Source organism: Nocardioides marmorisolisilvae, from assembly GCF_003725775.1.
GTDB classification, from domain to species: domain Bacteria; phylum Actinomycetota; class Actinomycetes; order Propionibacteriales; family Nocardioidaceae; genus Marmoricola; species Marmoricola marmorisolisilvae.
Genome location: NZ_RJSG01000002.1, coordinates 1,339,200 through 1,362,298, shown reverse-complemented (window position 1 = coordinate 1,362,298; position 23,099 = coordinate 1,339,200). Strand labels below are relative to the sequence as shown.

Here is a 23,099-nt window from a genome sequence, read left to right as displayed (position 1 = left end):
CGTGTCGTCCCTCGCTTCGCTCGAGGACCTGAAGGGCAAGCGCGTACTGGTCCGCTCGGACCTGAACGTGCCGCTGGACGGTTCCGTCATCACCGATGACGGCCGGATCCGTGCGTCGGTGCCGACGATCGCTGAGCTGCGCTCCGCTGGCGCGCGCGTGGTGGTGATGGCTCACCTGGGGCGGCCCTCGGGTGCCCCGGAGGCCAAGTACTCGCTGGCTCCGGTCGCTGCTCGGTTGGGCGAGCTGCTCGGAGCGCCGGTGGCGTTCGCGACCGACACCGTGGGTCCGTCGGCGCAGGCCGCCGTCGCGGCTGCCGGCGACGGTGACGTGGTCCTGCTGGAGAACGTCCGGTTCAACGCGGGCGAGACCAGCAAGGACGATGCCGAGCGTGGTGCGTTCGCCGACGAGCTTGCCGCGCTGGGCGACGCCTTCGTCAGCGACGGGTTCGGCGTGGTGCACCGCAAGCAGGCGTCGGTCTACGACATCGCGCTGCGGCTGCCGTCGGCCATGGGTGGCCTGGTGGCCGCCGAGCTCGATGTGCTGCGCCGGCTCACCGAGTCGCCCGAGCGCCCGTACGTCGTGGTGCTGGGCGGCTCGAAGGTGTCGGACAAGCTCGGCGTGATCGACAACCTGCTCGACAAGGCCGACAAGCTGCTCATCGGCGGCGGGATGCTCTTCACCTTCCTCAAGGCTCAGGGCAAGGAGATCGGCACCTCGCTGCTCGAGGAGGACCAGCTCGGCACCTGCCTGGACTACCTGGCGCGTGCCGAGAAGGCCGGTGTGGAGCTGCTGCTGCCGACGGACATCGTCGTCGCGGACTCCTTCGGTGACGAGGGGTCTGCTGCTGTGGTCCCCGCGGACGCCATTCCGGCCGGCAAGGTCGGGCTGGACATCGGGCCGGAGTCCGGGGCCGCGTTCGCGGCTGCGCTCGCCGACGCGAAGACCGTGTTCTGGAACGGGCCGATGGGCGTGTTCGAACAGGCTGCCTTCGCCGAGGGCACGCGCGCGGTGGCGGCCGCTCTGACCCGGGTCGACGGGCTGTCCGTGGTCGGAGGTGGCGATTCCGCTGCCGCCGTACGGCAGCTCGGCTTCTCCGACGACGAGTTCGGCCACATCTCGACCGGCGGCGGCGCGTCGCTGGAGTACCTCGAGGGCAAGACCCTCCCCGGTATCGACGTACTGAAGGGCTGACCATGGCTGCCAAGAGCGGATCGAATTCTGGGCGCACCCCGCTGATGGCGGGCAACTGGAAGATGAACCTGAACCACCACGAGGCGGTTCACCTGGTCCAGAAGCTCGCGCTCGGGCTGGCCGACAAGAAGCACGACTTCAGCGCGGTCGAGGTCGTCGTGGTCCCGCCGTTCACCGACATCCGCTCGGTGCAGACGACGGTCGACGGCGGCCAGCTGCAGATCAAGTACGGCGCCCAGGACATCTCGGTGCACGACGACGGCGCCTACACCGGAGAGATCTCGGCGGCAATGCTCGCCAAGCTCGGGTGCTCCTACGTGGTCGTCGGCCACTCCGAGCGTCGCGAGTACCACGGCGAGACCGACGCGCTGGTCAACGCCAAGGCGCACAAGGCGCTCGCGGGCGGCATGACGCCGATCGTGTGCGTGGGTGAGGGGCTCGACGTTCGCCAGTCCGGGGAGCACGTCGCTCACTGCGTCGCGCAGATCGATGGATCGCTGGCCGGGTTCTCGTCCGCTCAACTCGCGTCGCTCGTGGTCGCGTACGAGCCGGTGTGGGCGATCGGGACCGGCGAGGTTGCGACTCCCGAGGACGCCCAGGAGGTGTGCGCTGCGCTGCGCGCGCGCATTGCCGAGACGGCCGGCGACGAGGCTGCCGCAGGCATCCGGATCCTGTACGGCGGCTCGGTGAAGGCCGCGAACATCGCCGGCATCATGCAGAAGCCCGATGTCGACGGCGCACTCGTCGGGGGAGCGAGCCTCCAGGCCGATGAGTTCGGTGGCATCTGCCGCTTCTACGACATGCCGGTCCTGTGAGCGGCGCGCAGCTCGGCCTGGTGCTGGACTGCGCTGATCCTGAGCGCCTGGCGGAGTTCTGGGCGCCTGCTCTGGGCTACCGCCACGCGGGCACCTTCGACGCCTTCGGCGTGCTGCTCCCGCCCGAGGACGGCGGCCCGAAGCTGCTGCTGCAGCGCGTCGAGGAACCCAAGGTCGGCAAGAACCGGATGCATCTCGACCTGCACGCCGAGGACCTCTCCGCCGAGGTCGCCCGGCTGGTCGCGCTGGGTGCCACCCGGCTCGATGAGGAGCCGCAGAACATGTTCGGGACGACCTGGTTCCGGATGAGCGACCCCGAGGGCAACGAGTTCTGCGTCTGCTCCCCGTGAGACTCCTTGCCGCTAGGTAGAACGTGTTCTAGGCTGGACACGTGTCCAGCGAGAAGATCCGGGTCGTCCACGTCGCGACCGGCAATGCCGGGAAGATCGCGCTCCGCCACCTGATCGAGGATCCTCGGTTCGAGCTCGTCGGAGTCGTGGTGTCGAACCCCTCCAAGGTCGGACGGGACGCCGGGTCGCTGGCGGGGCTGGACGCCGTGACCGGCGTCGTCGCCACCGATGACCTTGGAGCTGCGCTGGCGCTCGCTCCGGACTGCGTTTCGTACTGCGCGCTGGCCGAGACCCGGTTCTTCGAGGCGCTCGAGGACATCAAGACCTGCCTGGCTGCCGGTGCGAACGTGGTGGCCACCTCCCCGGTCCCGCTGATGTACCCGTGGGGGCTGCTCCCGGACTCGATGATCGACCCGTACCAGGAGCTGTGCCGCGAGAAGGACGTCAGCCTGTTCGTCACCGGCGTCGACCCGGGCTGGGCCAACGACATCCTGCCGCTGGCGATCGCGAGCACCTGCCAGAGCATCGAGCAGATCCGCTGCTCGGAGATCGCCGACTACGCGTCGTACTCGGGCGCTCCGGTGATCTTCGAGGTGATGGGCTTCGGTCGCGAGATCGGCGACATGCCCATGCTGTTCCAGCCGGGCATGCTCTCCTCGGCGTGGGGCATTTCGCTGCGCCAGCTCGCCGCCGCCTTCGGCTTCGAGCTCGACGAGATCCGCGAGTCCGTCGAGCAGGAGCCTGCTCCCGAGGCGTTCGACGTCGCGGCCGGCCACATCCCCAAGGGCACCGTGGCCGCGCTGCGCTTCCAGATCATCGGGGTTGCGAACGGCAAGGAGGTGCTGGTCATCGACCACACCACCCGCCTGGACCCGGACCTGCGCCCGGACTGGCCGCTGCCGGCACACGGCGGCGGCTGCTACCGCCTGGAGATCACCGGTGAGCCGCGGTACCTCGTCGACGTCACCCAGGACAGCGCGTACGGCGACCACAACGACGCCAGCATCGCCTCCGGTGTCGGTCGGATGATCAACGCGATCCCGTCGGTCGTCGCGGCCGAGCCGCGGATCCTGACCCTGCTGGACCTGCCGCTGAACACGGCCAAGGGCGTGTTCGCCACCACCCTCGCGAAGGACGGGAACATCTGATGGGACGCGTACAGGACAAGGTCGTGCTGATCAGCGGCGGAGCCCGCAACATCGGCGGCGCTTCGGCGCGTGCGCTGGTCGCCGAAGGTGCTCGGGTCGTGATCGGGGACCTGCTGGATGACGAGGGCGCGGCGCTGGCCGCTTCGCTGGGCGACGCTGCGCGCTACGTGCACCTTGATGTCACGTCCGAGGAGGACTGGGCGGCTGCCGTGGAGCTGGCCGTGGCCGAGTTCGGGAAGCTGGACGTCCTGTTCAACAACGCCGGGATCTTCAACGGCGGGCAGCTCCAGCGCTACAAGACCTCGCAGTGGCAGGAGATGATCGACGTCAACCTCACCGGGGCCTTCCTGGGCGCCCGGGCCGCTGCGGACGCGATCATCGCCGCGGGCGGGGGCTCGATCATCAACACGTCGTCCATCGAGGGCTTGCGCGGTACTCCGTGGGCCCACGGGTACGTCGCCAGCAAGTGGGGCCTGACCGGGCTGACCAAGTCGCTGGCCATGGAGCTGGCCCCGCACGGGATCCGGGTCAACTCGGTGCACCCGGGGCGGATCAGCACTCCCGCGACCGACCAGATGCCCGAGAACCTCATCCCGATCCCGCTCGGCCGCGCCGGGAAGCCGGAGGAGGTGGCGGCGCTCGTGGTGTTCCTCGCGAGCGACGAGTCCTCGTTCAGCACCGGCTCGGAGTTCGTCGTGGACGGCGGCACCGTGATGCACATCCCGACCAACATCTAAGCCCGGTCCCCGGTTTTGGCCTTCTCTCAGTTAGCATTCACGCCGTGATTACCGTCTTCCAGATCCTGCTCGTCGTCTCGAGCATCCTCATGGTCCTGCTCGTGCTCCTGCACAAGGGCCGTGGTGGCGGCCTGTCCGACATGTTCGGAGGCGGCGTCTCGAGCGGTCTCGGCGGATCCTCGGTGGCTGAGCGCAACCTGGACCGGATCACCATCGGCATCGGCCTGGTCTGGTTCGCCTGCGTGATCGGCCTCGGCCTCCTGCTGAAGACCAACGCCTGATGGCCGGCGGAGGAAGCGCCATTCGTGGCAGCCGCGTCGGTGCCGGCCCGATGGGCGAGGCGGAGCGCGGCGAGGCCGCCCCGCGGCAGAACATCACCTACTTCTGCTCCCAGGAGCACCGCACCCTGATCGCGTTCGCGGTCGAGGCGCAGGTCCCGGAGTCCTGGGACTGCCCCAAGTGCGGCCTGCCCTCCAGCATCGACTCGGAGAACCCGCCGCCGCCGAAGAAGGTCGAGCCGTACAAGACGCACCTGGCCTACGTGAAGGAGCGCCGCTCCGACGCCGAGGCCAAGGACATCCTGGAAGAGGCGCTCCAGACGCTGCGGGCTCGCCGCAAGTCCGGCGACGTCATCTTCTGATTCAGGTCTGGTCGCGCTCGGCTGACCAGTGCAAGCCCTGTCGTCCCGCCTGAAGGGCTTCATCGACGGCTGCTTCGAAGGCTGCGCGGCCGGGATCGACCCACGCTGCGGTCGGTGACGGCTGTACGTCGTACTGGCCGTCGTAGACCAGGAAGCGGTCGCTGGCCCCAGCGCGTCCCCACGCGGCGCGGATCAGTCCGGCGGCCCCTTCGGTGTTCCCGCCGAAGGGGATGCTGACGATGTCGTCCCACTGGTCGGGCGTCAGGCGGAGCTCGCGGCTCACACCGGCGCAGGTCAACGTCATGGAGTCGGGTCCGCCGACCTGGACCTCCGCCCAGGTCTCGAGCTCGGGCAGCAGCCCGAACCACGCGTCAGCGCTGGTCACCCGCGGCCGCCTCGTCGACGAACCAGGTCACCGACGGCCCGCTGATCCCGCGTGCCGGCGTCTCGGCGACGCTGCCGTCGAACGCCCACGCCCGCTGGGTGGCCTCGGCCTTCTCGGCCCCGGTGACCAGGAACCAGACGGCGCGGGCCCGGTTCAGGGCGTCGAAGGTGAGCGAGACCCGCTCGGGTGGGGGCTTGGGGGAGTCCGTGAGCCCCACGGCGATGTGGTCGTGGTCGTCCAGCTGCGGGTGGCCGGGAAAGAGCGAGGCCACGTGGCCGTCCGGGCCCATGCCGAGCATGACGAGGTCGAACTCGCCGCTTCCCTCGGAGCGGAGCTGCGCGCTGTAGCGGTCGGCTGCATCGCTCACGCCCGAGGCCTCGGCCGTGCTCGGGATGGCGTTGACCCGGGTCGCACCGACGGCGTCCAGGAAGTCCGCCCGCGCCTGCAGCTCGTTGCGGTCCGGGCTGTCGGCCGCCACGAAGCGCTCGTCGCCGAACCAGAAGGTGATCCGGGTCCAGTCGATCGGGTGCTCGTGCGCGTGCGCGGCGATCTGACGGTGGACGAGACGAGCGACGGTGCCGCCCGTGAGGGCGACGTCGGGAGTCTCTCCGCGTTCCTGGGCAGCGGCCATCCGGGCCAGGAACCGCTGGGCGACCGTTTCGGCCACGGCCTCGGCGTCGCTGAGGACCGCGACGTCGCGGGTCATGGGTGCATCTTCAGCAGCCGCTTGGCCGTCGCCTGGTAGACGTCGTCCTCGTCGAGGCGGCGCAGCTCCTCAGCCAGGAGGTCGGGCAGGTCGCGCCGGCGCAGGGCCACCGGTCGGTCCGGGCGGTCCGGCGAGGAGAACGTCGCGAGCCGGCCGTCCTTGCGGCTGATCCGGATCGGACCCTCCTGGGTCTCCAGGACGACTTCGGTGATCCCCGGGCCGGCGGAGTTCTCCCGGTCCACCGGCACCCGCAGGCGGTCGTTGAGCCAGGCTTGGAGCAGGTCGGCGCTCGGGCTGATCCGCTCCGCGGTGACGCTGGCGCGGCGCACCTTGAGCGGCTGCTGGTCCAGGGCCGCGGCCAGCAGGGCTCGCCAGGGGGTGATGCGGGTCCAGGCCAGGTCGGTGTTGCCCTTGGTGTACGACGCGCACTGGGTGTGCATCGCGCGGGTCTTGCTCCGGGTCGCGGCTGCCGCGTCGGTGATCCGGCGCTGCGCGAGAGCGCCGAGAGGGTCGGCGGCCGGGTCCGACGGCGGGTCGTTCGGCCACCAGACGGCCACCGGGGAGTCGGGGAGGAGCAGCGGCAGGACCACGGACTCCGAGTGCCTCACCACCTCGCCCTTGAGGCGGATGATCGCCGTCTCCCCGGTCCAGTCGTCGCCGATGCCGACCTGGGCGTTGACGACCGCCGCGCCCCGCGCGTCGCCGAGGATGATCGCCAGGACCCGTGCCGGGTGCTCGCGCGATGCCTGGCGAGCGGCGGCGAGGGCGTCGTGGGCGTGCTCCTCGTCGACGACGATGACCAGGGTCATCACCATGCCCATCGCCGGGCTGCCGGCCTTGGTACGGCTGCGGACGAACTCGGCCGCGATCTGCGCGGAGTTGGTGTTCAGCAGCTCGGTCATGGCCTTCTCCAGACTCGGCCGTCGCGGGCCAGCATCGCGTCAGCGGACTCCGGTCCCCAGGTCCCGGCCGGGTACTGGTCCGGCTTACCCTTCTTCGCCCAGTGGGCCAGGATCGGGTCGAGGATCTTCCAGGAGAGCTCGACCTCCTCGTGCCGGGGGAACAACGGCGGATCGCCGAGCAGGACGTCGAGGATGAGCCGCTCGTAGGCCTCGGGGGAGGCTTCGGTGAACGACCCGCCGTAGGCGAAGTCCATGTTCACGTCCCGGATCTCCATCGCGGTGCCCGGAACCTTGGAGCCGAACCGGATGGTCATGCCCTCGTCGGGCTGCACCCGGATCACGATCGCGTTCTGGCCGAGCTCCTCGGTCGCGGTCTTCGCGAACGGCTGGTGCGGCGCCCGCTTGAAGACGATCGCTACCTCGGTGACCCGGCGGCCCAGGCGCTTGCCGGTGCGCAGGTAGAACGGCACCCCGGCCCAGCGGCGGGTGTCGACGTTCAGGGTCACGGCGGCGTACGTCTCGGTGGTGGAGGACTTCTTGATGCCCTCCTCCTCGCAGAACCCGATCACCTTCTCGCCGCCGGACCAGCCGGCGGCGTACTGGCCCCGAGCGGTGGCCAGATCCAGGCGCGGCGGCGCGGAGATCGAGCTGAGCACCTTGAGCTTCTCGGTGCGCAGGCTCTCGGCGTCGAAGGAGACCGGCTCCTCCATCGCGACCAGCGCCATCAGCTGGAGCAGGTGGTTCTGGATGACGTCGCGGGCGGCGCCCACTCCGTCGTAATAGCCGGCGCGACCGCCGATGCCGACGTCCTCGGCCATGGTGATCTGCACGTGGTCGACGTAGTTGGAGTTCCAGATCGGCTCGAACAGGTTGTTGGCGAACCGCATCGCCAGGATGTTCTGGACCGTCTCCTTGCCCAGGTAGTGGTCGATCCGGAAGATCGAGCCCGAGTCGAAGACGGTCGCCAGGATCTCGTTCAGCTCGCGCGCGGACTCCAGGTCGTGGCCGAACGGCTTCTCCACCACCACGCGGCGCCAGGAACCCGGTTGCGGCTCCGCCAGGCCGTGCTCCTTGAGCTGGGCGGCCACGTCGCCGAAGAACGTGGGCGGGATGGCCAGGTAGAACGCGTGGTTGCCGCCGGTGCCACGGACCTCGTCGAGCTCCTCGATCGTGCGGCGCAGCTGGTCGAAGGCCAGGTCGTCGTTGAAGTCACCGGGGACGAACCGGAACCCCTCGGCGAGCTGGTTCCAGACCTCCTCGCGGAACTCGGTGCGGGCGTGCTCGCGCACCGAGTCGTGCACGATCTGCGCGAAGTCCTGGTCGGCCCAGTCGCGGCGGGCGAAGCCGACCAGGCTGAACCCGGGCGGCAGCAGTCCGCGGTTGGCGAGGTCGTAGATCGCCGGCATGACCTTCTTGCGCGACAGGTCTCCGGTGACTCCGAAGAGCACCATCCCGCAGGGGCCGGCGATCCGCGGGAGGCGGCGGTCCTCGATGTCCCGCAGGGGGTTCACGTACGAGTTCGCGTCCTGGGTCACGAGCGGTGCTCCCGGTAGTAGTCGACGAGTGCTCGGGTCGAGGCGTCCTGGCTGGCGCCGTCGTCCTTGCCGGCGACGACGTCGACCAGGTCGAGGGCCAGCTTCTTGCCGAGCTCGACGCCCCACTGGTCGAAGCTGTCGATGCCCCAGACCGCACCTTCGGTGAAGGTGATGTGCTCGTAGAGCGCGATCAGCTGGCCGAGGACCGCCGGGGTCAACGCGGGCGCCATGATCGAGGTGGTCGGCCGGTTGCCGGAGAAGTTCCGGTACGGCTGGTCCGGCGGCGCCTCGCGACCGAAGGCCAGCGCCTGGGTCTGGGCGAAGAAGTTGGCCATCAGCAGCTCGTGGACGTCGGTCTCGCCGTCCTTGAGCGGGTAGGCCGGGTTCGCGAACCCGATGAAGTCCGCCGGGATCAGCCGGGTGCCCTGGTGGATCAGCTGGTAGAACGCGTGCTGGCCGTTGGTACCGGGCTCGCCCCAGAAGATCTCACCGGTGTCGGTGTCGACCTTGGTGCCGTCCCAGCGCACGCCCTTGCCGTTGGACTCCATGGTGAGCTGCTGCAGGTACGCCGGGAACCGGTGCAGCAGCTGGGAGTAGGGCAGCACCGCGTGCGTCTGGGCGCTGAGGAAGTTGGTGTACCAGACGTTCAGCAGTCCCATCAGGGCCGGGACGTTGCGCTCGAGCGGTGTGGTGCGGAAGTGCTCGTCGATCGCGTGCAGGCCGGCGAGAAACTCGGCGAAGCCTGCGGGGCCGATCGCGACCGCCAGCGAGGTACCGATCGCCGAGTCGATGGAGTAGCGGCCGCCGACCCAGTCCCAGAACCCGAACGCGTTCTGCGGGTCGATCCCGAAGTCGGCGACCTTGTCCAGGGCCGTGGAGACCGCCACGAAGTGCCGGGCCACGGCCTCGCTGCGCTCGGACTGCGGCAGGTTCTCCATGAGCCAGCTGCGGCAGAGCCGGGCGTTGGTCAGGGTCTCCAGGGTGCCGAAGGTCTTGCTGGAGACGATGAAGAGCGTCGTGGCCGGATCCAGGCCGGCCAGCTTGGTCGCGGCGTCGGTCGGGTCGATGTTGCTGATGAACCGGCACTCCAGGCCGTCCTGGACGTAGGGCTTGAGCGCCTCGTACGCCATCACCGGGCCGAGGTCGGAGCCACCGATGCCGATGTTCACCACCGTGCGGATCCGCTGGCCGGTCACGCCGGTCCAGGCCCCGGAGCGCACCCGGTCGGCGAAGTCGTAGATCCGCCGCAGCGTCTCGTGCACCTCGGCGACGACGTCCTTGCCGTCCACCTCGAGCGTGGCGCCCTCCGGCAGCCGCAGGGCGGTGTGCAGCACGGCGCGGTTCTCGGTGGCGTTCACGTGCTCGCCGCGGAACATCGCGTCGCGGCGGGTCTCCAGGCCGACGTCGGAGGCCAGCTGGAGCAGGGCGGCCAGGACGTCGGCGTCGACGAGGTTCTTCGACAGGTCCACGTGCAGGTCGGCGGCCGCGAACGCGAACCGCTGGGCGCGGTCCGGATCGTCGGCGAAGGCAGCGCGGAGGTCCGGCTGGAACCCGGCCGCGAGCTTGCCGAGCTGGGACCAGCCGTCGGTGTGTACCGGGTCGACCGGTCCGTTCATCGGCCGGCCTGGGCCAGGCTCGCCTCGACGGTCCCGAGGAGCTCGTTCCACGCCTTGACGAACTTCTCGACGCCCTCGCGGATGAGCACGTCGATGACGTCGTCGTAGTCGATCCCCGCGGCTGCCAGCTCGTCCATCGTCCGGTGCGCGTCCGCGTAGAACGGCCGGACCTGGTCGCCCTTCACCTCACCGTGGTCGGCGACGGCGTCCAGGGTCTTCTCCGGCATCGTGTTCACGGTGTCCTCGACGACCAGGTCGATGACGTACATAGTGTCGTCGTAGTCCGGGTTCTTGACACCCGTGCTCGCCCAGAGCGGGCGCTGGCGGCGGGCGCCTGCCTGCTCGAGCGACGCCCAGCGCTCGGTGCCGAAGAACTCCTCGAACATCTCGAAGGCGAGGCGTGCGTTGGCCACACCGGCGCGGCCGAACAGCGCCTTGTCCGCGCCGGACTTCTCCAGGCGGGCGTCGATCTCGGTGTCGACCCGGGAGACGAAGAAGCTGGCCACCGAGTGGATCTTCGCGATGTCGTGACCGTTGGCCTGCGCCTGCTCGATGCCGGCGATGAAGGCCTCCATCACCCCGCGGTACTGGTCGAGGCCGAAGATCAGGGTGACGTTCACGTCGATGCCCTGGGCCACGGTGGCGGTGATGGCGGGCCACCCCTCGGGAGTGCCCGGGATCTTGATGTAGGCGTTCGGGCGGTCGACCGCGTCCCAGAGGCGCTTGGCCTCGGCGATGGTCGCGTCGGTGTCGTGGGCGAGGTCGGGGGAGACCTCGATCGAGACCCGCCCGTCGACGCCGTCGGTGGCGTCGAAGACCGGGCGCATCACGTCGCAGGCGTCCCGGACGTCGGTCGTGGTGAGCTCGAAGACGGTGCGGTCCACGTCGGCGCCGTCAGCGGCGAGCGAGCGGACCTGGTCGTCGTACCGCTCGCCGTCGGCCAGCGCGGCCTGGAAGATCGACGGGTTGGTGGTCACGCCGACCACCGAGGAGTTCTTGACCAGGTCGGCGAGGTTGCCGGTCTCCAGGCGCTCGCGGGACAGGTCGTCGAGCCAGATGGAGACACCCGCCTCGGACAGCTTCTTCAAACGGTCGGACATGGTGCTCCCTCTCCTCTTCGAAAGTAATGAACCCCGGTGCTGCTACCTGCTGAGCGCCTCGACGGCCCGGATCGACTCGCGGGCGGCAAGCGTGACGGCCTCGGGGGTGATGCCGAACTCGGCGTACAGGGTCTTGAAGTCTGCCGATGCCCCGTAGTGCTCGAGGGAAACGCTGCGACCGGCGTCGCCGACGATCTCGCGCCACCCCTGGGAGATGCCGGCCTCGACGCTGACGCGTGCCTTGACGATCGGCGGCAGGACCGCGTCACGGTAGGCCTGGGTCTGCTGGGCGAACCACTCGAGCGAGGGCATCGAGACGACGCGGGCGTTGATCCCGTCGGCAGCGAGCTGCTCGCGGGCCGCGACCGCCAGCTGCACCTCCGAGCCGGTGCCGATCAGGATGACGTCGGGCTGACCCTCGGTGTCGAGCAGGACGTAACCGCCCTTCTCGGCGCCTTCGGCGTCGGCGAAGCCCTGCTCGCCGCGGGGGAAGGTGGGTACGTTCTGGCGCGTCAGGGCCAGTGCGACCGGGCGGTCGGTGTGCTTCAGGGTGGCCTTCCACACCGCGACGGTCTCGTTCGCGTCGGCGGGCCGCACCACGTCCAGGCCAGGGATCGCGCGCAGCGCGGCCAGGTGCTCGATCGGCTGGTGGGTCGGGCCGTCCTCGCCGAGGCCGATCGAGTCGTGGGTCCAGACGTAGATCGTCGGCAGCGCCATCAGCGCGGCGAGCCGCACGGCCGGGCGCATGTAGTCGGAGAAGACCAGGAAGGTGCCGCCGAAGACGCGGGTCCCGCCGTGCAGCGTGATCCCGTTCATGATCGAGCCCATCGCGTGCTCGCGGATGCCGAAGTGGAGCACCCTGCCGTACGGGTTGCCGCTCCAGTACGTGGTCTGCCAGGCGTCCGGCGTGACGCTCGGAGCGCCCTCGATGGTGGTGTTGTTCGACTCGGCCAGGTCGGCGGAGCCGCCCCACAGCTCGGGCAGGTGCGCCGCGACTGCGTTGATCACCTGGCCCGACGCCTTGCGGGTGGCGACACCGCCCTCGCTCGCCTCGTACGTCGGCAGGTCGGCGTCCCAGCCCTCAGGCAGGCTCCGGGACTTCAGCCGGTGCAGCAGCTCGGCGCGGTCGGGGTGCGCCGCGGACCAGGTGGCGTACTGCTCGTCCCAGGCGGCGCCGTACTCCTTGCCGCGCTCGAGGAGCGTGCGGGTGTGCTCGATGACCTCGGCCGGCACCTCGAAGGTCTGCTCGGGGTCGAAGCCGAGGATCTTCTTGGTCGCGGCGACCTCCTCGTTGCCCAGGGCCGAGCCGTGCGAGGCGCCGGTGTTGTGGGCGTTGGGGGCGGGCCAGGCGATGATCGTGGAGAGCACGATCAGGCTGGGCTTGTCCGTGACGGCCTCGGCCGCGTTGAGCGCCTCCCAGAGCGCCGGGACGTCCTCGTGGTAGTTCTTCGCGTCGGTGTGGTCCCCGTTGTGGGTCCAGTCCACGTGCTGGACGTGCCAGCCGTAGGCCTCGTAGCGCTTCGCGACGTCCTCGGTGAAGGCGATGTTGGTGTCGCCCTCGATGCTGATCCGGTTGTTGTCGTAGATGAGGGTGAGGTTGCCCAGGCCCTGGTGGCCGGCGATCGAGGAGGCCTCGGCGCTGACTCCCTCTTCGAGGTCGCCGTCCGAGCAGATCGCGTAGACGTGGTGGTCGAACGGACCGTCGGTGCCCTCGGGGTCGAACATCCCCTTCTCGCGCCGCGCTGCCAGCGCCATGCCGACCGCGTTCGCGACGCCCTGGCCGAGCGGGCCGGTGGTGGTCTCGACGCCGGCTGTGTGACCGTGCTCCGGGTGTCCCGGGGTCCGGCTGCCCCAGGTGCGCAGCGCCTTGAGGTCCTCGAGCTCCAGACCCCAGCCACCGAGGTAGAGCTGGGTGTAGAGGGTGATCGAGGAGTGGCCGCAGGACAGGACGAAACGGTCACGGTTGGACCAGTTCGGGTCGGCCGGGTCGTGCCGCATCTTCTTCTGGAAGAGCAGGTACGCCGCCGGCGCGAGGCTCATCGCGGTGCCCGGGTGCCCGTTGCCGACCTTCTGCACGGCGTCCATGGCCAGGCAGCGAGCGGTGTCCACGGCGCGCTTGTCGAGATCGGTCCATTCCAGCGTGGTGACACGGCTCATGGGGCGAGCCTACCCACGGCAGAACGGCCGTTGGAACCGGGATAGACTCACGCGGGCTACAGCGACGAGTAGAAGGCGAGGGCCTGCGTGACCGCGGTCGACTCCCACGCGTCCGTCACCGGACAGACGCCTGTTGGAGCGACCCTGCGGGACGTCATCGCGGCCTACGTCGGGCTCACCAAGCCCCGGGTCATCGAGCTGCTGCTGCTGACCACCGTGCCGGTGATGTTCTTCGCCGCCCAGGGGGTTCCGTCGCTCGGGCTCGTGGTGGCCACCGTCCTCGGCGGCACCCTGTCCGCCGGGAGCGCGAACGCCCTCAACTGCGTCTACGACCGCGACATCGACGAGCAGATGCGCCGCACGCGTCGCCGGGCGCTGCCGCGGCACATCGTGTCCCCGCGGGCGGCCTTCGTCTTCGGCATCGTCCTGGCGATCGTCTCGACGCTGGTGCTCGGACTCTGGGTGAACTGGCTCTCGGCCGGTCTCGCCCTGGCCGCCTCGGCCTTCTACCTCTTCGTCTACACGATGGTGCTCAAGCGCCGGACCACCCAGAACATCGTCTGGGGCGGGCTCGCCGGCTGCTTCCCGGCTCTGATCGGCTGGACCGCGGTCACCAACGGGCTGGCCTGGGCGCCGGTGGTGCTGTTCCTGGTCGTCTTCTTCTGGACGCCCCCGCACACCTGGGCGCTGGCGATGCGCTACCGCGACGACTACGCGGCGGTCGACGTCCCGATGCTGCCCGTGCTGCGCTCGGGCGAGGCCGTCGCCCGTCAGATCGTGGCCTACTCCTGGGTGATGGTCGCGGTCTCGCTGGCCCTGTGGCCGATCGCGGGCACGGGCGTGTTCTACCCGATCGCCGCGGTGGTGCTGGGGGCGACGTTCCTCGTCGAGGCGCACCTGATGTGGGCGCGCTCGCGCACCAGCGACGACCTGAGCGTGATCAAGCCGATGCGGCTCTTCCACTGGTCGAACCTGTACCTGTCGCTGCTGTTCGTCGCGGTCGCCCTCGACCCGCTGCTCAGCCGGTAGTCAGCGGCGCGCGTCGGACCTGGTGGTCGACCACGGCGCCGGTGGCGACGACGCCGATCAGCAGCACGCTCAGCCCGACGTGGTCGGTGAGCGCCGTACCGATGAACGCGGCGACGAACGTCAGCGCAGCGATCGCGACCGGACCGGTCATCGTGCGGAAGCTGCGATCGCCGTAGGCGTGGATGCTGCCCAGGGCCAGCAGGTAGACGCTGACCGCGGCTGAGACGCAGAGGGCTGCGGATGTGGGACCGATGCCCTCGGCGTCGTGCTCGACCACGTTGACGCAGGTCGCCAGGGCGGCGCCGAGCGCGGCGACCGAGCCGAGCAGGAAGTAGTGCGCGTAGCCGAACACGAACCCGTTCCGGCCGTTGATGCACTCCTCCATGGAGCGCTTGAAGTAGATCCACCAGAGCGAGAGGACGAGCAACAATCCGCCGGCGATCACGCCGGTCAGGTCCCAGGTGAGTCCGTGGCCGTCCAGCGTGGCCGAGATCGCCTGGGTGGTGGCCAGGATGACCTCGCCGAGGACGATGATCGTGAACAGGCTGAACCGCTCGACGATGTGCTCGACGTGCCAGGGCGTGTACTCCTCGATGCTGTTCTCGGCCCAGTACGGGATCGCCATCTCGGCGACCGCCAGCGAGATGAAGCTGAGGATGCCGACCGCGCCGTCCGGGAAGCCGAGGCGGGCGACCCAGAGGATCTGGACGACGGTGATGCCGGCTGCGTAGCGCAGGGCGATCGGGCGGACCCCGGGGGAGTCGTGGGCTACCCGCAGCCACATCGGGACCAGTGCGGCCCGCATGATCAGGTAGCCGACCACGACGATCTTGAAGTCCGGGTCGTCGTCGAAGACGCGCGGGACCCCGGCCGCGAGCACGAGCACCCCGGTCAGGATCACGAAGGTCACCAGGCGGAAGACGACGTCACCGGTGTCGTAGGAGCTGGCGAACCAGGAGTAGTTCAGCCACGCCCACCAGATGCCGAAGAACATCATCGCGAACGGGACCAGGCCGTCGAAGTGGCCGAACTCCAGCTCGTGGTGCAGGGAGGCGGCGGCGGCAGCCACCGCGACGACGAAGCTCAGGTCGAAGAGCAGCTCGAGCGGTGTGGAGGCGCGGTGCTCCTCGTCGGGGTCGCGGCCGTCCAGCGGGAGGCGCCACGGCACGTAGGTGTAGCTCATCGCGACTCCTTCGGAGGCTCGATCTTGCAGGCGGCGGTGCCGCCGGGCATCCGGTGGCGGTTCGCTGCGATCCGGGGGTAGACGAGGTGGGCGATCTCGCGGATCCCGGGCGTCGCGAGCAAGATCCCCAGCAGGCGGCCGCCTCCTCGCTTCGCTCGGAGCGCTGCGCCGATCGCATCGGCGCCGAGGTGGGTGATCTTCCCGCCCTCCAGGTAGCCGGCGTTGGCGTCCGCCTCGGCCTGGGTCACCTGCACGGCGTCCAGGTCCAGGGTGTGCCAGGCGACGGGGGCCTCGTCGAGCCAGTGCGCGGAACGGGTGCAGAAGCCGCAGTCGGCGTCGTACACCAGGTGTCCGCCGGTTCCGCCCATCGCGCTACGCCTCTCGTGTCGACAGCACCGTCCAGGTCATGACCGCCATGATCAGCGCGGCCCCGAGCATGTGGAACCCGACCAGGACCACCGGTAGGTGCGTGAAGTACTGCACGAAGCCGATGGCGCCCTGGGCGATCTCCACGATCAGCAGCAGTCTGGCAGCGCGGAGGGCCTCAGGTCGCGCACCCGTGGCCCAGAGCACGAACAGCAGGCCGATCGTGAGGCCGACGAAGAGGAACACCAGGTCGGCGTGCAGCTGGCTGAGCTGCAGGGGTGAGAGGCCGTTGCGCTTGGAGTGGTCGTCGCCGGCGTGCGGTCCGGAGCCGGTGACGATCGTGCCGACCACCAGGACGGCGACGCCCGCGGCACCCATCGCCCAGGCGAGCAGCGTCACCGGGCGGCCGGCCGTCGGGGCCGGGAGCGGCCCGTCCATCATCCGGATGTAGACGGCGGCGAGCCCGATGATCGACATCGAGAACAGCAGGTGGAACCCGACGACCCACGGGTTCAGGTGCGTCTTCACCGTGATGCCGCCGAGCACGGCCTGGGCCGGGATCGACAGGGCCAGCCAGAACGCGACCGTGCGCAGCTGCGTGCGCCCGCCGGCCTTCACGGCCTGGTACGCCGCGATGAACGTCAGCACGGCGATCGCGGTGAGCACGAAGGTCAGGGACCGGTTGCCGAACTCGATCGCGGAGTGCGCGGTGAGCGCGTGCCGCGGGGTGAGCGCGTCGTCGGTGCAACGAGGCCAGGTCGGGCAGCCGAGGCCGGACCCGGTCAGCCGGACCGCGCCTCCGGTCACCACGATGACGATGTTGGCGATCAGGGTCGCCCACGCCAAGGTGCGCAGACGGCCCGCCAGGTTCACTCCCACTTGAAGGTCCTTGCGGTGATCACGGTGCCGAGAACGGCCCAGGCGAGCAGGACGAGCTGGTCGCGGCCGTAGCAGTCACCGTGGATGAGCGCGCCGCGCATGGCCTCGCCGAGGGCTCCGGACGGGAGGAACGTCAGCACCTGCTCACCAGCCCCGTACGACGACGCGGGCAGCACCACGGCACCGCCGGCCATGAGCAGCAGGTAGATCAGGTTCGCTGCGGCCAGGGTCGCCTCGGCACGAAGCGTCCCGGCGACGAGCAGTCCGAGGCTGGCGAAGGCCGCCGTGCCGAGCAGCACCGTCTCCAGACCCAGCAGCACCGTCACGACCCCGCCGTGCGGGTTCCAGCCCATCGCGAAGGCGACCGCGCTGATCACCACGACCTGGAGGAGCTCGACGAGGAACAGGGCGCCGATCTTGCCGACCAGCAGTCCGGCCCGGGGGAGCGGCGAGGCACCGAGGCGCTTGATGACGCCGTACCGGCGCTCGAAGCCGGTCGCGATGGCGAGCGAGGTGAACGCGGTCGACATCACCGCCAGGGCGAGGACACCCGGGGTCAGCGCGTCGATCGGCTTCTGCGGGAGCCCGAAGTCGAACCCCTCGTGCTTGGCCGCCTGGACGCCGCCGATGAGCACGATCACCGGGATCACCACGGCCAGCAGCAGCTGCTCGCCGTTGCGGAGCATCAACCGGGCTTCCATGCTCGCCTGGGCAGCGACCTGCCGGAGCAGGGGCGCGCCTCCGGGCATCGGGGTGAAGGTGCCGCTCACGGCTTCAGCTCCCGTCCGGTGAGCTCGAGGAAGACATCCTCGAGGTTGCGCTGGCCCAGGTTGAGCGACTCCGGGAGCACGCCCTGCTCCTCGCACCAGCGACCGACGGTGGCCAGCGTGGTGTGGTCGGCCGGTCCGGTGACCAGGAGGCTGACCTCGTTGATCGGGGTGACCTCGACGCCGTCACCGAGGGCGGCCTGCAGGCTGGCGGGTGCGCCGTCCGGGAACGGCTTGGTGACGACCAGCCGGATCGTCGCGGTGCCACCCCGGGTCAGCTCGAGCGGCGAACCGCTGGCGATCATCCGGCCGTGGTCGATGATGTGGATCTGGTCGGCGAGGCGCTCGGCCTCGTCCATGTAGTGGGTCGTGAGGACGACGGTGACACCGTCGTCGCGCAGCTCGGTGAGCAGCTCCCAGGTGGTGCGCCGCGCCAGCGGGTCCATCCCGGCGGTCGGTTCGTCGACGAAGACCACCTCGGGCCGGCCGACGACGGCCATCGCGAGACCCAGGCGCTGCTGCTGGCCCCCGGAGAGGCGGCGGTACGGCGTCCGGCCGCAGTCGCCGAGGCCGACGCGCTCGGCCAGCATGTCGACGTCCAGCGGGTTCGCGTGCAGCGTGGCGATGTGGCGCAGCATCTCCATCGCCCGCACCCCGGACCAGGCGCCGGAGCCCTGGAGCATCACGCCGATGCGCGGGAGCAGCGCGCGGTGGTCGGCGACCGGGTCGAGCCCGAGCACCCGGACGGTGCCCGCCTGCGGCTTCCGGTAGCCCTCGCAGGTCTCCAGCGTGGTGGTCTTGCCGGCGCCGTTCGGGCCGAGGACCGCGGTGATGGTGCCGCGCTCGACGCGGAGATCGAGGCCGTCGACGGCCACCTTGTCGCCGTACCGCATCACGAGGCCGGCGACCTCGACTGCGGGGGACGAAGGCACCCGCGGATTCTAGAGGGCAGGGACTGAGAGGCTGCTGAGGGCCTTGGTTTGACGGCGCAGCAGGATCAGGCTGATCCCACCCAGAGCCAGGGCCGGCAGCCAGGCCAGTGCGGCCTTGAGGGTGACCGCGGCGGTGGCGGCGAGCCACGGGACGCCGAGAGCGGCCAGGGCCACGACCAGGGCGGCCTCGCGCGGGCTCGCGCCGTTCGGACCGGGCACCGCTCCGGCGAGCTGGCTGGCCCCGAAGGCACCGAAGATCGCCCAGAGCGAGAGCGAGTGGCCGGTCGCGGCGATGGCGCCGAGGAGCAGGCCGGCGATCGAGACCTGGAAGACCGCGGAGATGACGAAGCCGACGGCGAGCGCCTTCATGCTCGGCAACGGGCCGCTGGGCAGCAGGCTCGGCCGGTACTGGCGGGCGAGCAGGGCGCCGACGACCAGGACGACGCCGACAGCCAGCGCGACGATCACCAGCGGGCTGTCCAGGTCGGTCGCGGCGAAGGCGAGGAAGACGGTCAGGCCGACGGCCCCGACGAGCCGGTCCAGGCCGACTGAGAGGACGGCGTCGCCGCGGCCCAGGCCGGCCTTGGTCAGGCGCCGCATCCGCCAGACGTCTGCTCCGACGTGGCCCGGGGTGGCGAGTCCGAGCAGCTCGGCCTCGGCGTAGGCGCGCAGGTGCCACAGGTTGCTCTGGCGGCCGTCCGGACCGGGCGGCGTCAGCAGCCGCCAGCGCAGCGGGCAGAGCAGGTACTTGGCCAGCACCCAGGGGACCATCGCGATGAGCAGCGGCCAGGGGCTGACGTGGGGGAGGCGGGGCACCGTCAACACGGGCACGACCAGAGCCAGCACCGTGCCGAGCACCAGCAGCACCCGTGAGTGCAGCACCTTGTGCAGCGTCATTCCACCCTCCCCGCCTCGGGTGTTCCATCGGCCGTTCTCGGTTCGACTGAAGGGAATCAGGTGCCGGAAAACGACCCGGCGAACTGCCGGGGAGTGTTGGTTGACCCTTGGTTGAAGAAGGGACGGTGCAGGTGCGCGAACGTGACGCGGAACACAGCGGAAGATCGGGGCATGTGAGTTAGGGGAGCCTTATTTGAAACCTTGAATTCATTAACGGCACACTGGTGTTGTGGAAATCGACCAGAGCCTGACCGCAGGGTCAGATGCGCCGACGCGTGAGCGCGTGGCTCGGTCGATCCTGGAGAACGGCGCCTCGACCGCCGCGGCCCTCGGTGAGCGCCTGGCGCTGACCCCGGCCGCCGTGCGTCGTCACCTGGACCACCTGCTCGCCGATGGCGCGATCGAGGTGCGCGAGCCGCGTGCCACCGTCCGTGGTCGCGGGCGTCCCGCGAAGCTGTTCATCCTCACCGAGAACGGTCGTGACCAGTTCGACCAGCAGTACGACGACCTGGCCGTCCAGGCGCTGCGGTTCCTGGCCGAGACCGGGGGCGAGGACGCCGTGAAGCTGTTCGCCGAGCGGCGGGCCGGCTTCATCGAGGAGCGCTTCGCCGATGTCGCCGCCGCCAACCCGGAGCTGTCGCCCGCCGAGGTGCTGGCGGCCATCTTCACCGGCGAGGGCTACGCCGCCTCGGTCACCCGGCTGCCCGTGGTCGGAGACCAGCTGTGCCAGCAGCACTGCCCCGTGTCCCACGTGGCCCACGAGTTCCCGCAGCTGTGCGAGGCCGAGACGGAAGCGATCAGTCGCGTTCTCGGTTCACACGTGCAGAGGCTTGCCACCATCGCCCACGGCGACGGTGTGTGTACGACGTGCATCCCCAACCAGGAAAGGTCGATCGGATGACCTCCATCGAAGATCTGAACCCCGAGCTGAAGGAGATCGGCCGCTACGACTTCGGCTGGGCCGACTCCGACGAGGCCGGTGCCGCTGCCACCCGCGGCCTGAACGAGGCCGTCGTGCGCGACATCTCCGCGAAGAAGAGCGAGCCGCAGTGGATGCTCGACCTGCGCCTGAAGGGCCTCAAGCTCTTCGGCCGCAAGCCTATGCCGGTCTGGGGCGCGGAGCTCGACGGGATCGACTTCGACAACATCAAGTACTTCGTGCGCTCCTCGGAGAAGCAGGCCGCCTCGTGGGAGGACCTGCCCGAGGACATCAAGAACACCTACGACAAGCTCGGCATCCCGGAGGCGGAGAAGCAGCGCCTGGTCGCCGGTGTCGCCGCCCAGTACGAGTCCGAGGTCGTCTACCACTCGATCCGTGAGGACCTCGAGGAGCAGGGCGTCATCTTCGTCGACACCGACACCGCCCTGAAGGAGCACGAGGAGCTCTTCAAGGAGTACTTCACGACCGTCATCCCGGTCGGCGACAACAAGTTCTCCGCGCTGAACACCGCGACCTGGTCGGGCGGCTCGTTCATCTACGTGCCGAAGGGCGTGCACGTCGACATCCCGCTGCAGGCCTACTTCCGCATCAACACCGAGAACATGGGCCAGTTCGAGCGGACGCTGATCATCGTCGACGAGGACGCCTACGTGCACTACGTCGAGGGTTGCACCGCGCCGATCTACTCCAGCGACTCGCTGCACTCCGCGGTCGTCGAGATCATCGTGAAGAAGGGCGGCCGCTGCCGCTACACGACCATCCAGAACTGGTCGAACAACGTCTACAACCTGGTGACCAAGCGCGCCGTCTGCGAGGCCGGCGCGACCATGGAGTGGGTCGACGGCAACATCGGCTCCAAGGTCACCATGAAGTACCCGGCCATCTACCTGATGGGCGAGCACGCCAAGGGCGAGACCCTCTCGATCGCGTTCGCCGGCGAGGGCCAGCACCAGGACGCCGGCGCCAAGATGGTGCACGCCGCCCCGAACACCTCGTCCTCGATCCTGAGCAAGTCGGTGGCGCGCGGCGGTGGCCGTACGTCGTACCGGGGCCTGATCCAGGTCAACGAGGGCGCGCACGGCTCCAAGAGCAACGTGCTCTGCGACGCGCTGCTGGTCGACCAGATCAGCCGCTCGGACACCTACCCGTACGTCGACATCCGCGAGGACGACGTCTCGATGGGTCACGAGGCCAGCGTCTCGAAGGTCTCCGAGGACCAGCTGTTCTACCTGATGTCGCGTGGCATGGAGCAGGACGAGGCGATGGCCATGATCGTCCGCGGCTTCGTCGAGCCGATCGCGAAGGAGCTCCCGATGGAGTACGCGCTCGAGCTCAACCGCCTCATCGAGCTCCAGATGGAAGGGGCCGTCGGCTGATGGGTCTCGATGTTTCCTCCCACCTGCACCCGGTGGGCTCGTTCGACCTGGCCGACCACCCGGTCCCGACCGGGATGGAGGAGATCTGGCGCTTCACCCCGCTCAAGCGGCTGCGCGGTCTGCACGACTCCGCCCCGTTCGCGGACGGCGCCGTGGTGCTCAAGTCCGAGGCCGCTCCGGGCGTCGTCGTGGAGCACCTGGCCGCTGACGCGGTCGTGCGCGGCACCTCCGGGCTCGTCCCGACCGACCGGGTCTCGGCCCGGGCCTGGGAGGCCGCCACCGGGGTGACCCTGGTGCGCGTGCCCGCCGAGGCCGTCGTCGAGGCGACCACGGTCCTGCGGCACGTGGGTACCGGCGCGGACACCGCCGGCGCGGCCCACACCGTGATCGTGGCGGAGAAGTTCTCCAAGGCCACCGTGGTCCTCGACTTCGAGGGCACCGCGGTGCTCGCCGACAACATCGAGATCGTGCTCGAGGACGGCGCCGAGCTGACCGTCGTCTCGCTGCAGGACTGGGCCGACGACGCCGTGCACCACTCGACCCAGCACGCCAAGATCGGCCGGGACGCGACGCTCAAGCACGTCTCGGTCTCGTTCGGCGGTGACGTGGTCCGCCACGACGCGACCGCCGAGTACGACGGTCCGGGCGGCTCGGTGGAGATGCTCGGCATGTACTTCGCCGACGAGGGTCAGCACATCGAGCACCGGCTGTTCGTCGACCACACCGCCCCCAAGACCCGGAGCAACGTCGTCTACAAGGGCGCGCTGCAGGGCGAGGGTGCGCACGCGGTCTGGATCGGCAACGTGCTGATCCGCAAGGTCGCCGAGGGCATCGAGACCTACGAGGAGAACCGCAACCTCATCCTCACCGACGGCTGCCAGGCCGACTCGGTCCCCAACCTGGAGATCGAGACCGGCGAGATCGAGGGCGCCGGGCACGCCTCTGCCACCGGTCGCTTCGACGACAACCAGCTGTTCTACCTGCGCTCGCGCGGCATCGAGGAGGCCGAGGCCCGCCGTCTGGTGGTGCACGGCTTCTTCAACGACCTGATCGGCAAGATCGGCGTCGAGTCGCTGGAGGACAAGCTGCGGGAGACCGTCGAGGCCGAGCTCGCGAAGAATGTGCTCCGCTGATGGCGTTCGTCCGCGCCTGCTCCGTCGCTGAGGTACCCGCCGGCTCCGCCGTGCGGGTCGAGGTGGACGGGCTCGACGTGGCCATCGTGCGCGACGGCGACGACTTCTACGCCATCGAGGATGAGTGCAGCCACGCGGCTGTCGCGCTGTCCGAGGGCGACGTGGAGGGCTGCGAGATCGAGTGCTGGATGCACGGCTCGCGCTTCGACCTCCGCACCGGCAAGCCGCTCGGCCCGCCGGCCACCGAACCCGTTCCTGTTTTCCCGGTGCAGATCGCCGGTGACGACGTACTTGTTGATCTAGGAGAGAACTGA

Annotated in this window: 25 protein-coding genes; 12 read left to right on the top strand and 13 right to left on the bottom strand. The window is 69.8% G+C overall.

What is annotated here, in order from left to right:
* The first annotated feature begins 1 nt into the window (after position 1).
* The 7 genes from EFL95_RS10685 to EFL95_RS10655 are packed head-to-tail and all read left to right on the top strand — an operon-like array spanning position 2 to position 4,882.
* Positions 2-1,192, top strand: a complete 1,191-nt coding sequence (locus EFL95_RS10685; RefSeq protein ID WP_123233945.1) for a phosphoglycerate kinase — start codon at positions 2-4, stop codon at positions 1,190-1,192.
* A gap of 2 nt (positions 1,193-1,194) precedes the next feature.
* Positions 1,195-2,007, top strand: coding sequence for a triose-phosphate isomerase (gene tpiA, locus EFL95_RS10680; RefSeq protein WP_123233944.1), 813 nt, complete (start codon positions 1,195-1,197; stop codon positions 2,005-2,007).
* Positions 2,004-2,357 (top strand): VOC family protein, encoded by a 354-nt coding sequence (locus EFL95_RS10675; RefSeq protein ID WP_123233943.1) that lies wholly within the window; start codon positions 2,004-2,006, stop codon positions 2,355-2,357. Before tpiA ends, EFL95_RS10675 begins: the two co-directional genes overlap by 4 nt.
* Positions 2,358-2,398: 41 nt before the next feature.
* Positions 2,399-3,505 (top strand): NAD(P)H-dependent amine dehydrogenase family protein, encoded by a 1,107-nt coding sequence (locus tag EFL95_RS10670; protein ID WP_221176364.1) that lies wholly within the window; start codon positions 2,399-2,401, stop codon positions 3,503-3,505.
* A complete protein-coding gene (locus EFL95_RS10665; protein ID WP_123233942.1) occupies positions 3,505-4,242 on the top strand; it encodes a glucose 1-dehydrogenase in 738 nt (245 codons plus the stop codon). Before EFL95_RS10670 ends, EFL95_RS10665 begins: the two co-directional genes overlap by 1 nt.
* 44 nt (positions 4,243-4,286) lie before the next feature.
* Positions 4,287-4,523 (top strand): preprotein translocase subunit SecG, encoded by a 237-nt coding sequence (secG, locus tag EFL95_RS10660; protein ID WP_123233941.1) that lies wholly within the window; start codon positions 4,287-4,289, stop codon positions 4,521-4,523.
* Entirely contained in the window at positions 4,523-4,882 is a 360-nt protein-coding gene (locus EFL95_RS10655) for an RNA polymerase-binding protein RbpA (protein WP_123233940.1), read from the top strand. Before secG ends, EFL95_RS10655 begins: the two co-directional genes overlap by 1 nt.
* 1 nt (position 4,883) lies before the next feature.
* Here the strand turns inward: EFL95_RS10655 and EFL95_RS10650 are convergent, their stop codons facing one another.
* From EFL95_RS10650 to tkt, 7 genes are read right to left on the bottom strand one after another with little or no spacing between them, the layout of a single operon-like run.
* Complete coding sequence (locus EFL95_RS10650) at positions 4,884-5,267, bottom strand: hypothetical protein (protein ID WP_123233939.1); 384 nt, start codon at positions 5,265-5,267, stop codon at positions 4,884-4,886.
* Positions 5,254-5,973: a 6-phosphogluconolactonase gene (pgl, locus tag EFL95_RS10645; protein ID WP_123233938.1), complete on the bottom strand. Its 720-nt coding sequence runs from the start codon at positions 5,971-5,973 to the stop codon at positions 5,254-5,256. Before pgl ends, EFL95_RS10650 begins: the two co-directional genes overlap by 14 nt.
* Positions 5,970-6,875: a glucose-6-phosphate dehydrogenase assembly protein OpcA gene (locus EFL95_RS10640; RefSeq protein WP_123233937.1), complete on the bottom strand. Its 906-nt coding sequence runs from the start codon at positions 6,873-6,875 to the stop codon at positions 5,970-5,972. Before EFL95_RS10640 ends, pgl begins: the two co-directional genes overlap by 4 nt.
* Complete coding sequence (zwf, locus tag EFL95_RS10635) at positions 6,872-8,410, bottom strand: glucose-6-phosphate dehydrogenase (protein WP_123233936.1); 1,539 nt, start codon at positions 8,408-8,410, stop codon at positions 6,872-6,874. The genes EFL95_RS10640 and zwf overlap by 4 nt, the downstream gene beginning before the upstream one ends.
* Positions 8,407-10,026 carry a glucose-6-phosphate isomerase gene (gene pgi / locus EFL95_RS10630; protein ID WP_123233935.1) on the bottom strand — a complete coding sequence of 540 codons (1,620 nt, stop codon included), beginning with the start codon at positions 10,024-10,026 and terminating at the stop codon, positions 8,407-8,409. The genes zwf and pgi overlap by 4 nt, the downstream gene beginning before the upstream one ends.
* A complete protein-coding gene (gene tal, locus EFL95_RS10625; protein WP_123233934.1) occupies positions 10,023-11,126 on the bottom strand; it encodes a transaldolase in 1,104 nt (367 codons plus the stop codon). Before tal ends, pgi begins: the two co-directional genes overlap by 4 nt.
* 42 nt (positions 11,127-11,168) lie before the next feature.
* Positions 11,169-13,283, bottom strand: a complete 2,115-nt coding sequence (tkt, locus tag EFL95_RS10620; RefSeq protein ID WP_123233933.1) for a transketolase — start codon at positions 13,281-13,283, stop codon at positions 11,169-11,171.
* Between the two features lie 87 nt (positions 13,284-13,370).
* Here tkt and EFL95_RS10615 point away from each other — a divergent pair, with 87 nt between their 5' ends.
* Entirely contained in the window at positions 13,371-14,312 is a 942-nt protein-coding gene (locus EFL95_RS10615) for a heme o synthase (RefSeq protein ID WP_123233932.1), read from the top strand.
* On the opposite strand, the gene EFL95_RS10610 is transcribed toward EFL95_RS10615, so the two are convergent.
* From EFL95_RS10610 to EFL95_RS10585, 6 genes are read right to left on the bottom strand one after another with little or no spacing between them, the layout of a single operon-like run.
* Entirely contained in the window at positions 14,302-15,495 is a 1,194-nt protein-coding gene (locus tag EFL95_RS10610) for a low temperature requirement protein A (RefSeq protein WP_123233931.1), read from the bottom strand. The two genes, EFL95_RS10615 and EFL95_RS10610, sit on opposite strands and share 11 nt — an antisense overlap.
* Positions 15,492-15,863 carry a thiol-disulfide oxidoreductase DCC family protein gene (locus EFL95_RS10605; RefSeq protein WP_123233930.1) on the bottom strand — a complete coding sequence of 124 codons (372 nt, stop codon included), beginning with the start codon at positions 15,861-15,863 and terminating at the stop codon, positions 15,492-15,494. Before EFL95_RS10605 ends, EFL95_RS10610 begins: the two co-directional genes overlap by 4 nt.
* Positions 15,864-15,867: 4 nt before the next feature.
* A complete protein-coding gene (locus tag EFL95_RS10600; protein WP_123233929.1) occupies positions 15,868-16,740 on the bottom strand; it encodes a COX15/CtaA family protein in 873 nt (290 codons plus the stop codon).
* The gene (locus EFL95_RS10595; protein WP_246004897.1) at positions 16,731-17,510 is read right to left on the bottom strand and encodes an ABC transporter permease; all 780 of its coding nucleotides are present in this window, start codon (positions 17,508-17,510) and stop codon (positions 16,731-16,733) included. Before EFL95_RS10595 ends, EFL95_RS10600 begins: the two co-directional genes overlap by 10 nt.
* The gene (locus tag EFL95_RS10590; RefSeq protein ID WP_123233928.1) at positions 17,507-18,439 is read right to left on the bottom strand and encodes an ABC transporter ATP-binding protein; all 933 of its coding nucleotides are present in this window, start codon (positions 18,437-18,439) and stop codon (positions 17,507-17,509) included. Before EFL95_RS10590 ends, EFL95_RS10595 begins: the two co-directional genes overlap by 4 nt.
* Before the next feature lie 9 nt (positions 18,440-18,448).
* Complete coding sequence (locus EFL95_RS10585; protein WP_123233927.1) at positions 18,449-19,336, bottom strand: lysylphosphatidylglycerol synthase domain-containing protein; 888 nt, start codon at positions 19,334-19,336, stop codon at positions 18,449-18,451.
* Positions 19,337-19,619: 283 nt separating this feature from the next.
* Between EFL95_RS10585 and EFL95_RS10580 the strand changes: the two genes are divergently transcribed.
* The 4 genes from EFL95_RS10580 to EFL95_RS10565 are packed head-to-tail and all read left to right on the top strand — an operon-like array spanning position 19,620 to position 23,099.
* On the top strand, positions 19,620-20,237 hold the full coding sequence (locus tag EFL95_RS10580; protein ID WP_246004896.1) for a helix-turn-helix transcriptional regulator: 618 nt from the start codon (positions 19,620-19,622) through the stop codon (positions 20,235-20,237).
* Entirely contained in the window at positions 20,234-21,652 is a 1,419-nt protein-coding gene (sufB, locus tag EFL95_RS10575; protein ID WP_123233926.1) for a Fe-S cluster assembly protein SufB, read from the top strand. Before EFL95_RS10580 ends, sufB begins: the two co-directional genes overlap by 4 nt.
* Positions 21,652-22,785, top strand: a complete 1,134-nt coding sequence (gene sufD / locus EFL95_RS10570) for a Fe-S cluster assembly protein SufD (RefSeq protein WP_123233925.1) — start codon at positions 21,652-21,654, stop codon at positions 22,783-22,785. The genes sufB and sufD overlap by 1 nt, the downstream gene beginning before the upstream one ends.
* Positions 22,785-23,099 carry a non-heme iron oxygenase ferredoxin subunit gene (locus tag EFL95_RS10565; RefSeq protein WP_123233924.1) on the top strand — a complete coding sequence of 105 codons (315 nt, stop codon included), beginning with the start codon at positions 22,785-22,787 and terminating at the stop codon, positions 23,097-23,099. The genes sufD and EFL95_RS10565 overlap by 1 nt, the downstream gene beginning before the upstream one ends.